At 69.7% G+C, this 14504-nt stretch carries 12 protein-coding genes; all 12 read left to right on the top strand.

What is annotated here, in order from left to right; all coding sequences use genetic code 11:
* Positions 1 to 31 precede the first annotated feature (31 nt).
* Positions 32 to 1594 (top strand): UDP-N-acetylmuramoyl-L-alanyl-D-glutamate--2,6-diaminopimelate ligase, encoded by a 1563-nt coding sequence (locus tag BST13_RS22430; RefSeq protein WP_083166224.1) that lies wholly within the window; start codon positions 32 to 34, stop codon positions 1592 to 1594.
* Positions 1591 to 3111, top strand: a complete 1521-nt coding sequence (locus BST13_RS22425; protein ID WP_083166223.1) for a UDP-N-acetylmuramoyl-tripeptide--D-alanyl-D-alanine ligase — start codon at positions 1591 to 1593, stop codon at positions 3109 to 3111. The genes BST13_RS22430 and BST13_RS22425 overlap by 4 nt, the downstream gene beginning before the upstream one ends.
* Positions 3108 to 4187: a phospho-N-acetylmuramoyl-pentapeptide-transferase gene (gene mraY / locus BST13_RS22420; RefSeq protein ID WP_083166222.1), complete on the top strand. Its 1080-nt coding sequence runs from the start codon at positions 3108 to 3110 to the stop codon at positions 4185 to 4187. The genes BST13_RS22425 and mraY overlap by 4 nt, the downstream gene beginning before the upstream one ends.
* Positions 4174 to 5673: a UDP-N-acetylmuramoyl-L-alanine--D-glutamate ligase gene (gene murD / locus BST13_RS22415; RefSeq protein WP_425437035.1), complete on the top strand. Its 1500-nt coding sequence runs from the start codon at positions 4174 to 4176 to the stop codon at positions 5671 to 5673. Before mraY ends, murD begins: the two co-directional genes overlap by 14 nt.
* 5 nt (positions 5674 to 5678) lie before the next feature.
* Positions 5679 to 7292: a putative lipid II flippase FtsW gene (gene ftsW, locus BST13_RS22410; RefSeq protein ID WP_083166220.1), complete on the top strand. Its 1614-nt coding sequence runs from the start codon at positions 5679 to 5681 to the stop codon at positions 7290 to 7292.
* 17 nt (positions 7293 to 7309) lie between these two features.
* Positions 7310 to 8455 (top strand): undecaprenyldiphospho-muramoylpentapeptide beta-N-acetylglucosaminyltransferase, encoded by a 1146-nt coding sequence (murG, locus tag BST13_RS22405; RefSeq protein ID WP_083166219.1) that lies wholly within the window; start codon positions 7310 to 7312, stop codon positions 8453 to 8455.
* 38 nt (positions 8456 to 8493) lie between these two features.
* Complete coding sequence (gene murC / locus BST13_RS22400; RefSeq protein ID WP_425437034.1) at positions 8494 to 9966, top strand: UDP-N-acetylmuramate--L-alanine ligase; 1473 nt, start codon at positions 8494 to 8496, stop codon at positions 9964 to 9966.
* Entirely contained in the window at positions 9963 to 10910 is a 948-nt protein-coding gene (locus tag BST13_RS22395) for a cell division protein FtsQ/DivIB (protein WP_083166217.1), read from the top strand. Before murC ends, BST13_RS22395 begins: the two co-directional genes overlap by 4 nt.
* Before the next feature lie 171 nt (positions 10911 to 11081).
* On the top strand, positions 11082 to 12236 hold the full coding sequence (gene ftsZ / locus BST13_RS22390) for a cell division protein FtsZ (protein WP_083166216.1): 1155 nt from the start codon (positions 11082 to 11084) through the stop codon (positions 12234 to 12236).
* 37 nt (positions 12237 to 12273) lie between these two features.
* The gene (gene pgeF, locus BST13_RS22385) at positions 12274 to 12993 is read left to right on the top strand and encodes a peptidoglycan editing factor PgeF (protein WP_095533665.1); all 720 of its coding nucleotides are present in this window, start codon (positions 12274 to 12276) and stop codon (positions 12991 to 12993) included.
* On the top strand, positions 12990 to 13823 hold the full coding sequence (locus BST13_RS22380) for a YggS family pyridoxal phosphate-dependent enzyme (protein WP_083166214.1): 834 nt from the start codon (positions 12990 to 12992) through the stop codon (positions 13821 to 13823). The genes pgeF and BST13_RS22380 overlap by 4 nt, the downstream gene beginning before the upstream one ends.
* Positions 13820 to 14461, top strand: coding sequence for a cell division protein SepF (locus BST13_RS22375; protein ID WP_083166213.1), 642 nt, complete (start codon positions 13820 to 13822; stop codon positions 14459 to 14461). The genes BST13_RS22380 and BST13_RS22375 overlap by 4 nt, the downstream gene beginning before the upstream one ends.
* Positions 14462 to 14504: the final 43 nt, after the last annotated feature.

Here is a 14504-nt window from a genome sequence, read left to right as displayed (position 1 = left end):
CCGGATCGGCGGTAGGTACTGTGGCAGGGCCATGAAGCCGCGTCCCAGTCATTCCGCCGGCGAACTTCTCGTGTCGCTCGCCGAACAGATCCAGGCTGTTCCCTCAGGTGCTTCCGGATTACCCGAGCTCCGGGTGACCGGTGTGACGCTGCGCGGTCAGGACGCGCGGCCCGGCGATCTGTTCGCCGCGCTGCCGGGTTCTGCCGCTCACGGCGCACGCTACGCGGCCGATGCGGCGGCGCGCGGCGCGGTGACCGTGCTGACCGACGCGAACGGCGTCGCCGAACTTCCGGACCTGCCCGGCGTGCCGGTGCTGATCCATCCGGACCCGAGATCGGTGCTCGGCGAGCTGGCGGCCGCCGTGTACGGCCACCCGGCAGACCGGCTGCGGGTCATCGGTGTCACCGGAACCTCGGGCAAGACGACCACCACCTATCTGGTGGAGGCGGGGCTGCGGGCCGCGGGCCGGGTGGCGGGCCTGATCGGCACCGTCGGGGTCCGGATCGACGGCAACGACCTGCCCAGCGCGCTGACCACCCCCGAGGCGCCCGACCTGCAGGCGCTGCTGGCCGTCATGGTCGAGCGCGGGGTCGACACCGTGGTGATGGAGGTGTCCAGCCACGCATTGGTGCTCGGACGGGTGGACGGGCTGCGGTTCGCGGTCGGAGGGTTCACCAACCTCTCGCGCGATCATCTGGATTTCCACCCGACGATGCAGGACTACTTCGAGGCAAAGGCCCGGTTGTTCGATCCCGCATCGCCCAACCACGCGGCCGCGGCCGTGATCTGCGTCGACGACGAGGCCGGTCAGGCCATGGCGGAGCGCGCCGAGGACCCGGTGACCGTCAGCGCGACCGGTCGCCCTGCGAATTGGGCTGTCCAGGCGGTCGCCGCGGCAGGGGCAGGCGCCCAGGAATTCAGCGTGACCGACCCGGCCGGCGTGCATCACCAACTCGGCATCGGGCTGCCCGGCCGGTACAACGTGGCCAACGCCGCGCTGGCTCTGGCGCTGCTGGATGCGGTGGGGGTTTCGCCCGAGCAGGCGGCCCCGGGGCTGCGCAATGCGGCTGTTCCGGGCCGCCTGCAGGCCATCGACCGGGGCCAGCCGTTTCTGGCGCTGGTGGATTACGCCCACAAGCCGGGTGCGCTGGAGGCGGTGCTGCAGACGCTTCGGCAGAGCGCCGACAGCCGTGCCCGGCTGGCCGTGGTGTTCGGGGCGGGCGGCAACCGGGACGCGGGCAAGCGCGAGCCGATGGGCCGGGTGGCCGCGGACCTGGCCGATCTGGTGGTGGTCACCGACGACAATCCGCGCGATGAGGATCCTGCGACGATTCGGGCCGCGATCTTGGCCGGCGCGACCGCCGGAGCCGCCGAAGTGGTCGAGGTGGGCGACCGCCGGGCGGCCATCGAGCATGCGGTGGCCTGGGCGCGGCCGGGCGACATCGTGTTGATCGCGGGCAAGGGCCATGAGTCCGGGCAGACCAGCGGTGGCCAGACCAGGCCGTTCGACGATCGCGACGAGCTCGCGGCGGCACTGGAGAAGTTGCAGGCAGAGGCACAGCGGGTCGGGGAGCCAGGAGAGTCGGGCGCATGATCGAGATGACCGTCGCCAGGATCGCCGAGATCGTGGGCGGCGAACTGGCCGACATCACCGCCGAGCAGGCCGCGCAGACGCGGGTCACCGGCACCGTCGAGTTCGATTCGCGAGCCGTCGGCCCGGGTGGCCTGTTCCTGGCGCTGCCCGGGGCCCGATCGGACGGCCACGACTTCGCCGCGACCGCCGTGGCGGCGGGTGCCGTCGCGGTGCTCGCCGCACGACCGGTCGGGGTGCCCGCGATCGTCGTGCGGCCCGAACCCGGGGCAGCCGACGCGGCGTCGGGCGCGCTCGAACATGACACCGACGGTTCGGGGGCGGCGGTGCTGGCGGCGCTGGCTCGGCTGGCCGCCGCGGTGGCCGCCGAACTGGCCGAAGGTGGGCTCAAGATCATCGGGGTCACCGGGTCGTCCGGTAAGACCTCGACTAAGGATCTGCTGGCGGCGGTGCTCGCCCCGCTGGGTGAGGTGGTCGCCCCGCCGGGGTCCTTCAACAATGAGCTCGGCCATCCGTGGACGGTGCTGCGCGCCACCAGGGACACCGACTTCCTGATCCTGGAGATGTCGGCGCGGCACCCCGGCAACATCGCGGCGCTGGCCGCGATCGCCAGGCCGTCGATCGCCGTCGTGCTCAACGTCGGTACCGCACATCTGGGCGAGTTCGGCTCACGTGAAGTCATCGCCCAGACGAAAGGTGAACTGCCGCAATCAGTTCCGAGTTCCGGCGTGGTGGTGCTCAATGCCGACGACACCGCGGTGGCGGCGATGGCCGCGCTGACCGACGCACGGGTGGTGCGAGTGTCGCGCGAGCCGGGGACGACGGTGGACGTGTGGGCCGGTCCCGTCACGCTCGACGAGTTGGCCCGCCCGCGGTTCACCTTGCACACCGCCGACGGGCAGGTCGAGATCGCCCTGGCGGTGCACGGAGACCATCAGGTCTCCAATGCGCTGAGCGCGGCTGCGGTGGCCCTGGAGTGCGGCGCGACGCTGGAGCAGGTCGCCGAAGCGCTGGCGGGTGCCGGGCCGGTGTCGCGGCACCGCATGCAGGTGAGCACCCGGGCCGACGGCGTCACGGTCATCAACGACGCCTACAACGCCAACCCGGATTCGATGCGCGCCGGGCTGAAGGCATTGGCCTGGATGGCCAGTGACAGGACCAGCGAACGCGGCACCGGGCGGCGCAGCTGGGCGGTGCTCGGTGAGATGGCCGAGTTGGGCGAGGATGCGATAGCCGAGCACGATCGCATCGGTCGACTGGCGGTGCGCTTAGATGTTTCTCGACTCATCGTCGTCGGAACCGGGAGGTCGTTGGGCGCCATGCACCACGGGGCGGTAATGGAGGGTTCGTGGGGTTCGGAGTCCACGATGGTCGCCGACGCGGATGCCGCACTGGAGCTTTTGCGCGCCGAGCTGCAGCCGGGTGACGTCGTGCTGGTGAAGGCGTCCAATTCGGCGGGGCTCGGTGCGCTGGCCGACGCCATCGCTTTCGATGCCGGTGCCGCCGGAGCCGGCCGATGAAGCTGATCCTCATCGCCGTCGGCATCGCGTTGACGGTCTCTATTCTGCTGACCCCGGCGTTGATCCGGTTGTTCACCAAGCGGGGTCTCGGCCACGAGATCCGCGAAGACGGCCCGGCCAGCCACGCCAAGAAGCGGGGCACCCCGTCGATGGGCGGTGTGGCTATCGTCGCGGGCATCTGGGCCGGTTACTTGGGCACCCACCTGGTCGGCATGGCCATGGGCGGCGACGGTCCGTCGGCGTCGGGCATGATCGTGCTCGGTCTGGCGACCATGCTCGGCGGTGTCGGTTTCCTCGACGATCTGATCAAGTTGCGGCGGTCGCGCAACCTGGGGCTGAACAAGACCGCCAAGACGGTCGGTCAACTGCTCGCCGCGGTGCTGTTCGGCGTGCTGGCCCTGCAGTTCCGCAACAGCGACGGGCTGACACCGGCCAGCCCCGAGCTGTCCTATGTGCGCGAGATCGCCACGGTCACGCTCGCGTCGTGGGTGTTCGTGCTGTTCTGCGTGGTGATTGTCAGTGCCTGGTCGAATGCGGTGAACTTCACCGACGGACTGGACGGTCTGGCCGCCGGTGCGATGGCGATGGTCTGCGCGGCCTACGTGCTGATCACGTTCTGGCAGTTCCGCAATGCCTGTGCCACCGCACCCGGGCTGGGCTGCTACAACGTGCGTGACCCGCTGGACCTGGCGCTGATCGCGGCGGCCTCGGCCGGTGCCTGTATCGGCTTTCTGTGGTGGAACGCCGCACCCGCCAAGATCTTCATGGGGGACACCGGATCGCTGGCCCTGGGTGGCATCATCGCCGGCCTGTCGGTGATGAGCCGTACCGAGATCCTCGCAGTGGTCCTGGGTGCGTTGTTCGTCGCCGAGGTCACCTCGGTTGTGGTGCAGATTCTCGCGTTCCGCACGACGGGCCGCAGGGTGTTCCGGATGGCGCCGTTCCATCATCACTTCGAGCTGGTCGGATGGGCCGAGACGACCGTGATCATCCGGTTCTGGCTGCTGACGGCGATCGCGTGTGGACTCGGCGTCGCGCTGTTCTACAGCGAATGGCTGACCGCTGTCGGGGCCTGATGTGGCCGGGCCCGCACACGAGGACAGAGAACTTCCCGCGCCGTTGACCGCGGGGGCGCCGGTGCTGGTCACGGGCGCGGGCATCACGGGCCGGGCCGTGCTGGCGGTACTGGCACCGCTGGGGGTCGCCGCCACGCTGTGTGACGACAATGTCGAGGCTTTGCGGTCGTACGCGGACGAGGGTGTCGCCGTGGTGGATCCGGCCGGGGCGGTCGCCGCGATCGCTGACTACGCGCTGGTGGTGACGAGTCCGGGATTCCCCCCGAGCGCGCCGGTGCTGGCGGCCGCGGCCGCTGCGGGCGTGCCCATCTGGGGTGACGTCGAGCTGGCCTGGCGGCTGGATGCGGCGGGATGCTTCGGCCCGCCGCGACGCTGGCTGGTGGTCACCGGGACCAACGGCAAGACCACGACCACGTCGATGCTGCACGAGATGCTGGTGGCGGCCGGTCGCCGCAGTGTGTTGTGCGGCAACATCGGTGACCCGGTGCTCGCCGTGCTCGATCAGCCCGCCGAGCTGCTGGCTGTCGAGCTGTCGAGTTTCCAGCTGCACTGGGCGCCTTCGCTGCGGCCCGAGGCCGGTGTGGTGCTCAACGTCGCAGAGGACCATCTCGACTGGCACGGGTCGATGGACGCCTACGCGCGCGACAAGTCCCGCGTGCTCGACGGCGGGGTGGCCGTCGTGGGGTTCGACGACCCGGTTGCCGCCGGGCTACTCGATTCCGCCGCGGCGCCCGTGCGGGTCGGTTTCCGGCTCGCCGAGCCCGCGCCGGGGGAGCTCGGGGTGCGCGCCGGCAAGCTCGTCGACCGGGCCTTCGGCGACGACGTCGAGTTGGCTGACGCGGCGACCATCGGGGTCGCCGGCCCGGTCGGTGTGCTCGACGCGCTCGCTGCGGCGGCGCTGGCGCGGGCTGTCGACGTGCCGCCCGAGGCCATCGCGGCCGCACTCGCCTCGTTTCGGGTCGGCCGGCACCGGGCCGAGGTGGTCGGGACCGTCGACGGGGTGCGTTACGTCGACGATTCGAAGGCCACCAATCCGCACGCCGCGCAGGCATCGATCACGGCCTACCCGCGGGTGGTGTGGATCGCCGGTGGTCTGCTGAAGGGCGCTTCGGTCGATGAGCTGGTACGACACGTCGCGAGCCGGCTCGCCGGTGCGATTGTGCTCGGGCGCGACCGCCGAACGGTTGCCGAGGCGTTATCGCGACACGCACCGGATGTCCCCGTCGTCGAGCTTGTGGCGGGGGAGGATTCTGGGGTGCTTGAGACTAGTGGGTCTATTGGTAATCATGTGACTCGTGTGATTGAAGTGGCGGAGCGGCCGGTCTCGGAAGCTGTCATGGCCGCCGCCGTCGACGCCGCCCGCCAGCTGGCGAAGCCCGGTGACACGGTGTTGCTGGCCCCGGCCGGAGCGTCCTTCGATCAGTTCAGCGGCTACGGCCAGCGCGGCGACGTGTTCGCTGCGGCCGTGCGCGCTGTCACCGGGTAGCTGCCGTGGGCAACATCCTCAACCGGTTCCGCCGGGGCAAGGAGAGCGCCGCCACGCCCGCCGCCGATCCGGCCGCGGGCAGCTCCGAGTCCGCTGCGACGGTGAAGGAGCCGCGCACGCGGTTCGGGGCGTGGCTGGGCCGTCCGATGACGTCGTTCCACCTCATCATCGCGATCACGGCGTTGCTGACGACGCTCGGCCTGATCATGGTGCTCTCGGCGTCGGGCGTCTACTCCTACGACATGGACGGTTCGCCATGGGCGGTGTTCGGCCGCCAGGTGATGTGGACCGTCGTCGGCTTCATCGCGTTCTATGTCGTGCTGCGGGTGCCGATTAAGACGATGCGCCGCTTCGCGTTCCCGATGTTCGCCTTGACGATCGTGGCGCTGGTGCTGGTGTTGATCCCCGGAATCGGCACGTACTCCAACGGATCCCGCGGTTGGTTCGTGGTCGCCGGGTTCTCCATGCAGCCCTCCGAACTGGCCAAGATCGCCTTCGCGATCTGGGGTGCACACCTGCTTGCGGCGCGCCGCCTGGAACACGCCTCGCTGCGGGAAATGCTGATCCCGCTGGTTCCGGGCGCCGTCGTCGCGCTGGCACTCATCGTGGCCCAGCCCGACCTCGGTCAGACGGTGTCGATGGGCATCATCCTGCTCGGCCTGCTCTGGTACGCGGGCCTGCCGCTGCGGGTGTTCGTGACGTCGCTGATGGCGGCGGTCGCAGCGGCCGCGGTCCTCGCGGTGTCCGCCGGCTACCGGTCCGACCGCGTGCAGTCCTGGTTGAACCCGACAGCGGACGGCCAGGGTTCGGGCTACCAGTCGCGGCAGGCACGGTTCGCCCTGGCCAACGGCGGCGTGTTCGGCGACGGGCTCGGGCAGGGCACCGCCAAGTGGAACTATCTGCCCAACGCCCACAACGACTTCATCTTCGCGATCATCGGGGAGGAACTCGGCCTGGTCGGTGCGGTCGGCCTGCTCGCCCTGTTCGGGCTGTTCGCCTACACCGGGATGCGGATCGCGCGTCGCTCGGCCGACCCGTTCCTGCGGTTGCTGACGGCGACGACCACCCTGTGGCTGGTCGGCCAGATGTTCATCAACGTCGGCTACGTGGTGGGTCTGCTGCCGATCACCGGCCTACAGTTGCCACTGATTTCGGCGGGTGGATCAGCCCAGGCCACAACGCTTTTGATGATGGGCCTGATCACCAACGCGGCCCGGCACGAACCCGAGGCGGTCGCGGCGCTGCGCGCAGGCCGCGACGACCGGGTGAACCGGCTGCTGCGCCTACCCATGCCGGAGCCGTATGTCCCGACCCGGCTGGAATCGGCTCGTGACCGGTTGCGCACCCGAAAGGCCGCGTTGCCCGCCAAGGCCAAACCGGCGCGCAAACCGGAGCGCAGGCCCGAGCGCAAACCGGACCGCAGAATGGACCGGCGCCCCGACCGCAAGGCGGTGGCCAACCGGCGCAAGCCGCAACCGGGCGATCGAACGGTACGCCGGTCCGATCGCACCCGCGCCGACCAGCCGGTTGGGGCGGCAACGGCGTCGGTCCGCTATGGTTCGGGCCAGCGGAACCAGGGCCGTCGGGCCCGAGCACTGGAAGGTCAGCGTTACGGGTGAGCGAGGCTTCTCGGGGCATGTCGGAACGCAGCGAGCAGGCGATTTCCGTCGTCCTGGCTGGTGGCGGCACTGCCGGCCACGTCGAACCGGCGATGGCGGTGGCCGACGCGTTGCGCGCCCTCGACCCGAACGTCCGGATCACCGCGCTGGGGACCGCACGCGGCCTGGAAACCCGGTTGGTGCCCGAGCGCGGCTATGACCTGGAACTGATCACACCCGTGCCGTTGCCCCGTAAACCGTCGGGCGATCTGGCCCGGCTGCCGTTGCGGGTCCGTACGGCGATCCGGCAGACCCGCGCGGTGCTGGCCGACGTTGACGCCGACGTGGTGGTGGGCTTCGGCGGCTACGTCGCGTTGCCCGCCTATCTGGCGGCACGCGGCAACAAGCTGACCCGGCGCAGGCCTGTGCCGGTGGTCGTCCACGAGGCCAACGCGAGCGCCGGGCTGGCCAACCGGGTGGGCGCGCTTTCGGCGCGGCGGGTGCTCTCGGCGGTTCCCGATCCCGGCTTGCGCCGCGTCGAGGTGGTCGGGATGCCGGTCCGCGAGGCGATCACATCGCTCGACCGAGCGGCGCTGCGGCAGGCTGCGCGCGCCCACTTCGGCTTCGCCGACGACGCCAAGGTGCTGTTGGTGTTCGGCGGTTCCCAGGGTGCCCAGTCCATCAACCGGGCTGTGTCGGCCGCGGCCGATCAACTGGGCGCGGCAGGCATCTCGGTACTGCACGCGCACGGTCCCAAGAACACCCTCGATCTCCCGGAATCGCCTGGCGGGCAACGGCCGCCGTACCGGGCGGTGCCCTATCTGGACCGGATGGACCTGGCGTACGCGGCGGCCGACCTGGCCATCTGCCGCTCGGGCGCGATGACGGTGGCCGAGGTGACGGCCGTCGGTCTGCCCGCGGTGTATGTCCCACTGCCGATCGGCAACGGTGAACAGCGCCTCAATGCCCAGCCGGTGGTGGCCGCGGGCGGCGGGCTGCTCATCGACGATGCCGAACTGAGTCCGCAATTCGTCGCCGACACCGTTGTCGGCCTGTTGACCGACGACGCCCGCCTGGCGGAGATGACGGCGGCCGCCTCGCTGTCGGGACATCGTGATGCCGCGCGCAGGGTGGCCCAGGTCGCCCTGGATGTGGCCCGCGACAGACGAAAGAAGCTGCAGTGAACGGCAATTCGCTGCCCGCCGAGCTGCAGCGGGTGCACATGGTCGGCATCGGCGGAGCCGGCATGTCCGGCGTGGCCAGGATCCTGCTGGATCGCGGTGCCATGGTGTCGGGTTCGGACGCCAAGGAATCGCGCGGCGTGGTGGCGCTGCGGGCCCGGGGCGCTCAGATCCGGATCGGCCACGACGCGTCGTCGCTGGATCTGTTGCCCGGCGGCCCCACCGCGGTGGTCACCACCCACGCGGCGATCCCCAAGACCAATCCCGAGCTGGTGGAGGCCCGCCGCCGCGGGATCCCGGTGATCCTGCGTCCCGTGGTGCTGGCCAAGCTCATGGCCGGATACACCACGCTGATGGTGACCGGAACCCACGGCAAGACCACGACCACGTCGATGCTCATCGTGGCGTTGCAGCACAGCGGTTTCGACCCGTCCTTCGCGGTGGGCGGTGAGCTGGGCGAGGCAGGCACCAATGCGCATCACGGCAGTGGTCGCTGCTTCGTCGCCGAGGCCGACGAGAGCGACGGCTCGCTGCTGGAGTACACCCCGGACGTGGCTGTGGTGACCAACATCGAGGCCGACCACCTTGACTTCTTCGGCACCGAGGACGCGTACGTCGCGGTGTTCGACTCCTTCGTCGAGCGGATCGCGCCGGGCGGGGCACTGGTGGTGTGCACCGACGACCCAGGCGCTGCCGCGCTCGCCGACCGCACGGACGCGCTCGGGATCCGGGTGTTGCGTTATGGCAGTTCCGGCGGTGCGCACGCGAGGAGCAATGAAGCTTCTGCCCTCGCAGGCGAGCTGCTCAGCTGGGATCAGCAGGGGACCGGCGCGGTGGCGCACATCCAGCTCGCCGGTGAGCCGCATCCGCGGGCGATCCGGCTCGCGGTGCCCGGCCGGCACATGGCGCTCAATGCACTGGCGGCGGTGCTTGCCGCGGTGGCCGTCGGCGCACCCGCCGAAGCGGTCCTCGACGGGCTGGCCGGATTCGAGGGGGTGCGCAGGCGCTTCGAGCTGGTCGGCAGCACCGACGGTGTCCGGGTCTTCGACGACTACGCGCACCATCCCACCGAGGTGCGCGCCACCCTGGCGGCTGCCCGCTCTGTCGTGGCGGCGACCGGCGGTCGGCTGATCGTCGCCTTCCAACCCCATTTGTATTCGCGCACAGCAACTTTCGCGGGTGATTTCGGTGCGGCCCTGGACGCCGCGGACGAGGTGTTTGTTCTCGACGTCTACGGCGCCCGGGAACAGCCGATCGCCGGGATCAGCGGCGCCACGGTCGCGGGGCACGTCGGTGTCCCGGTGACCTATGTCCCGGACTTCTCGGCGGTGGCCGCCGAGGTCGCGGCCTCGGCCCGGCCCGGTGATGTCGTGATCACCATGGGTGCCGGCGACGTCACCATGCTGGGCAGCGAGATTCTCACCGAATTGCAGATCAAGTCGAACCGCAGCGCTCCCCGCACGCGAGGAGGACCAGAACACGCCAGCGGGCGCGACGAACAGGGAACGCCGTGACCGGACCTGATCCGGAAACGGCCGGTGCCGTCGAGGAACAGGGGCCCGCGCAGGCGGGACCGGATGAGGCCGGTTCGGACTTGCCGCCGGCGGCTGGGTCCGATTTGCCGCCGGCAGCCGCGGAAGACTACGAGGGTCCACGCCGCCGTGCCCGCCGCGAACGCGAGGAGCGTCGCGCGGCCCGCGACCGCGCGATAGCCATCGAGCAGGCCCGCAGGGAAGCCAAGCGCCGGGTGGCCGGGTCCGCCGGTGAGTCGGTGAAAGTGCCTGCCTCGGGCGCGATTCGGGGCGTCAAGGTGTTGTTGTGGTCGGCATTGGCGAGCGTGGTGGCGGTCGCGATCGGGCTGTTGCTGTACTTCACGCCGATCATGTCGGCCCGCAACGTGGTGGTGGCCGGGCTCTCGACCGTGAGCCGCGAAGAGGTGCTGGGAGCTGCGAGCATCCCGTCCGGTACCCCGCTGTTGCAGGTCAACACCGACGCGGTCGCCGAGCGGGTGGCCGCGATCCGGCGGATCGCCACCGCCAGGGTGCAGCGGGAGTATCCGTCGACGCTGCGCATCACAGTGGTCGAGCGAGTTCCGGTGGTGGTCAAGGACTATCCGGACGGCCCCCACCTGTTCGACCGGGACGGGGTCGATTTCGCCACCGGGCCCGCCCCGCTCTCGCTGCCGTACCTGGACACCGACAACCCGGGGCCGAGCGATCTGCCGACCCTGGCCGCGCTCAAGGTGATGTTGGCTCTGCCGCCTGACGTGGCCGGGCAGGTCGGCCGCATCGCGGCACCGTCCGTGGCGTCGATCACGTTGACGCTCACCGACGGTCGGGTCGTGGTGTGGGGCACCAACGACCGGACGGACGAAAAGGCCTTGAAGCTGGCGGCTTTGTTGACTCAGCCCGGTCATACCTACGACGTCTCGAGCCCGGACCTCCCCACGGTCAAGTAGAAATTGCCGCGCGGCGCGTCGGCGCGCCTGACGCGTTCGCGCGGGTTGGCCCCCTACCGTTCTGTTTGCGCGGAACTACTTGACATAACTCTAAGCCTATGGTTGAGGTTGAGGGTTTGCAGGAGAGGGGTTCGGCGTCACGAACACCCCAACCAGGGAGGAAGACGATCCATGACCCCCCCGCATAACTACCTGGCAGTGATCAAGGTGGTTGGCATCGGCGGCGGCGGCGTCAACGCCGTCAACCGGATGATCGAGCAGGGCCTCAAGGGCGTTGAGTTCATCGCGATCAACACCGACGCCCAGGCGCTGTTGATGAGCGATGCCGACGTCAAGCTCGATGTCGGCCGCGATTCCACCCGTGGGCTCGGCGCAGGCGCGGACCCTGAAGTGGGCCGCAAGGCTGCCGAGGACGCCAAGGACGACATCGAAGAACTGCTGCGTGGCGCCGACATGGTGTTCGTCACCGCGGGCGAGGGCGGTGGTACTGGTACCGGCGGTGCGCCCGTCGTGGCGACCATCGCACGCAAGCTCGGTGCGCTGACAGTCGGCGTGGTGACGCGGCCGTTCTCCTTCGAGGGCAAGCGCCGCAGCAACCAGGCCGAGGCAGGCATCACCGCGCTGCGCGAGAGCTGCGACACCCTCATCGTGATCCCCAACGACCGGCTGCTGCAGATGGGCGACGCCGCGGTGTCGCTGATGGACGCGTTCCGCAGTGCCGACGAGGTGCTGCTCAACGGCGTTCAGGGCATCACCGACCTGATCACCACGCCAGGTCTGATCAACGTCGACTTCGCCGACGTCAAGGGCGTGATGAGCGGCGCAGGCACGGCCCTGATGGGCATCGGCTCGGCCCGCGGCGACGGCCGCGCGCTCAAGGCCGCCGAGATCGCCATCAACTCGCCGCTGCTGGAAGCCTCGATGGAGGGCGCGCAGGGCGTGCTGCTGTCCGTCGCGGGTGGCAGCGATCTGGGACTGTTCGAGATCAACGAGGCCGCCTCTCTGGTGCAGGACTCGGCCCACCCCGAGGCCAACATCATCTTCGGCACGGTGATCGACGACTCGCTCGGCGACGAGGTCCGGGTCACCGTCATCGCGGCCGGGTTCGACATGGCCGGTCCCAGCCGTAAGCCGGTGACCAGCCCCAGCCAGGCGCCTACTCAGCCGATCGCGACGGCCCGCTCCGGGAAGATGACCACGTCGCTGTTCGAGCCGACGGATGCCGCCAGCGTTCCCGCGCACACCAACGGGGCCACGGTGAGCATCGGCGGGGACGGCGGTATCGCTGACGACGATGTCGACGTCCCGCCGTTCATGCGGCACTGAGTCGGGCCCGCGACTGCGGACTTCGGATACTGGGATTGTGAGTGTTCGCATACGTCGGGTGACCACCACCCGTGCCGGTGGTGTCTCGGCCCCACCCTTCGACTCCTTCAATCTCGGCGACCACGTCGGCGACGACCCTGCCGCTGTCTCGGCCAACCGCCACAGGCTGGCCAAGGCGATCGGCGCCGACGCCGTGGTCTGGATGAACCAGGTGCATGGGGATCGCGTGGTCACCGTGACCGCGCCGCCCGAATCGGGTGCCGCCGTCGATAATGCCGACGCATTGGTGACCACCACCCCTGGTTTGGCATTGGCGGTCGTGACGGCGGATTGCGTTCCGGTATTAATGGCCGACGCGCGCGCGGGCGTCATCGGCGCGGCGCACGCCGGTCGGGTGGGTGCGCAGTTGGGTGTCGTGGTGCGCACGCTGGAGGCCATGCTGGCCCGTGGCGCACAAGTGCAGGACGTGTCCGTGCTGCTCGGCCCCGCGGTCAGCGGCCGCAACTACGAGGTGCCTGCCGAGATGGCCGACGAGGTGGAGGCGGCCTTGCCGGGGAGCCGCACCACGACGGGACGGGGTACGCCGGGCCTGGACCTGCGTGCTGGAATAGCCCGGCAGTTAAAGGATTTGGGCGTCCGCGCGGTCGACGTGGATCCGCGCTGTACGGTCGATGACCGAACGTTGTTCAGTCATCGCCGGGACGCACCGACGGGACGCCTGGCGTCGCTGGTGTGGATGGAGTCGAGCCGCGAATGACCACCGAGCAGCAGTCGCGTGATGCCGATCGAGTCGGTGAACTGACCACTGCGCTGGGAGCGGCGCGGGCGCGGCTGGCGCGGGCCGCGGAATCGGCCGGACGAAATGTCAATGAGATCGAATTACTTCCCATTACAAAATTCTTTCCGGCCACCGATATTCTCATTTTGCACCGTTTAGGTTGTCACGCATTCGGTGAATCCCGCGAACAGGAAGCGGCCGCGAAAGTCGCTACGGTGCGCGAGGAATTGCCCGGCGAGCCGATTCGCTGGCACATGGTGGGCAGCATCCAGCGCAACAAGGCTCGCGCCGTGGCCAGTTGGGCCTACGCCGCACACTCCGTCGACAGCGTCCGGCTCGTCGGTGCGCTGGACCGCGGTGCCACGTCCGCGCTGGAGAGTGGCGTCCGGACCGAGCCGCTGCGCGTCTACCTGCAGATCAGCCTCGACGGGGATACCGACCGCGGCGGTGTCGATGTCGGCCAACCCGCTCTGGTCGACGAACTCTGTGCGGCGGCCCAGGACGCGAAGGGGCTCGAGTTCGTCGGATTGATGGGGATACCGCCGCTGGATGCCGATCCCGAGGAGGCCTTCGCGCGGCTGGCAGGGGAGTTGGAGCGGGTGCAGCGGGACTATCCGCAGCGCCTGGGGCTGTCTGCGGGGATGTCGAACGACCTGGAGGTTGCCGTGCGACACGGTTCGACGTGTGTGCGTGTCGGTACCGCGCTTATGGGACGGCGGCCGCTAACGTCACCACCAGTTGTCACACCAGTCACATCTTCATCACAGACATCACCACTCCCACGGTCAGCAGAAGGGTCGCCGAGATGAGCACACTGCACAAGGTCAAGGCCTACTTCGGCATGGCGCCGATGGATGACTACGACGACGAGTACTACGAGGACGACGACCGTGGCGCCGCCCGTAGCTACGCCCGGCGTCCGCGTGAAGAGCGCTTCGAGGACGAGGGCTACGGCTACGAGGGCCGGGAGTTCGACGAGGGGCCTGCCTACCGCGGCGGCTACCCGGGCGGTGGCTACGCCGAGGAGCCCCGGTTCGAATCGCGCATGCGCGCCCCGCGTGAATTCGAGCGTCCTGCACAGCGTTTGGGCACCTTGGCCGGCTCCACGCGGGGCGCACTGGCCATGGATCCGCGCCGCATGGCCGAGCTGTTCGAAGCGGGCAGCCCGCTGTCGAAGATCACCACGCTGCGGCCCAAGGACTACAGCGAGGCCCGCACCATCGGCGAGCGGTTCCGCGACGGCACGCCGGTGATCATGGACCTGGTGTCGATGGACAACGCCGACGCCAAGCGACTCGTCGACTTCGCCGCCGGGCTGGCCTTCGCACTGCGCGGATCGTTCGACAAGGTGGCGACCAAGGTCTTCCTGCTGTCGCCCGCCGACGTCGACGTCAGCGCCGAGCAGCGCCGCCGGATCGCCGAGGCCGGCTTCTACGCCTACCAGTAATTCGCGGGCCGCCTGCTCCACGCGTGCTGCAGCTGCCCTGCTC

The organism is Mycobacterium aquaticum (assembly GCF_002086485.1).
Taxonomy (GTDB): Bacteria; Actinomycetota; Actinomycetes; order Mycobacteriales; family Mycobacteriaceae; genus Mycobacterium; species Mycobacterium aquaticum.
Note: the sequence above shows the minus strand (reverse complement) of the source record. Positions and strands in the feature narration are given on the sequence as shown.

Coding starts and splice junctions, on each gene's coding strand:
- murG (WP_083166219.1), top strand. CDS start 7,310: ATGTCGGAACGCAGCGAGCAGGCGATTTCCGTCGTCCTGGCTGGTGGC.
- BST13_RS22380 (WP_083166214.1), top strand. CDS start 12,990: ATGACCACCGAGCAGCAGTCGCGTGATGCCGATCGAGTCGGTGAACTG.
- BST13_RS22375 (WP_083166213.1), top strand. CDS start 13,820: ATGAGCACACTGCACAAGGTCAAGGCCTACTTCGGCATGGCGCCGATG.
- BST13_RS22425 (WP_083166223.1), top strand. CDS start 1,591: ATGATCGAGATGACCGTCGCCAGGATCGCCGAGATCGTGGGCGGCGAA.
- ftsZ (WP_083166216.1), top strand. CDS start 11,082: ATGACCCCCCCGCATAACTACCTGGCAGTGATCAAGGTGGTTGGCATC.
- mraY (WP_083166222.1), top strand. CDS start 3,108: ATGAAGCTGATCCTCATCGCCGTCGGCATCGCGTTGACGGTCTCTATT.
- BST13_RS22430 (WP_083166224.1), top strand. CDS start 32: ATGAAGCCGCGTCCCAGTCATTCCGCCGGCGAACTTCTCGTGTCGCTC.
- murC (WP_425437034.1), top strand. CDS start 8,494: ATGGTCGGCATCGGCGGAGCCGGCATGTCCGGCGTGGCCAGGATCCTG.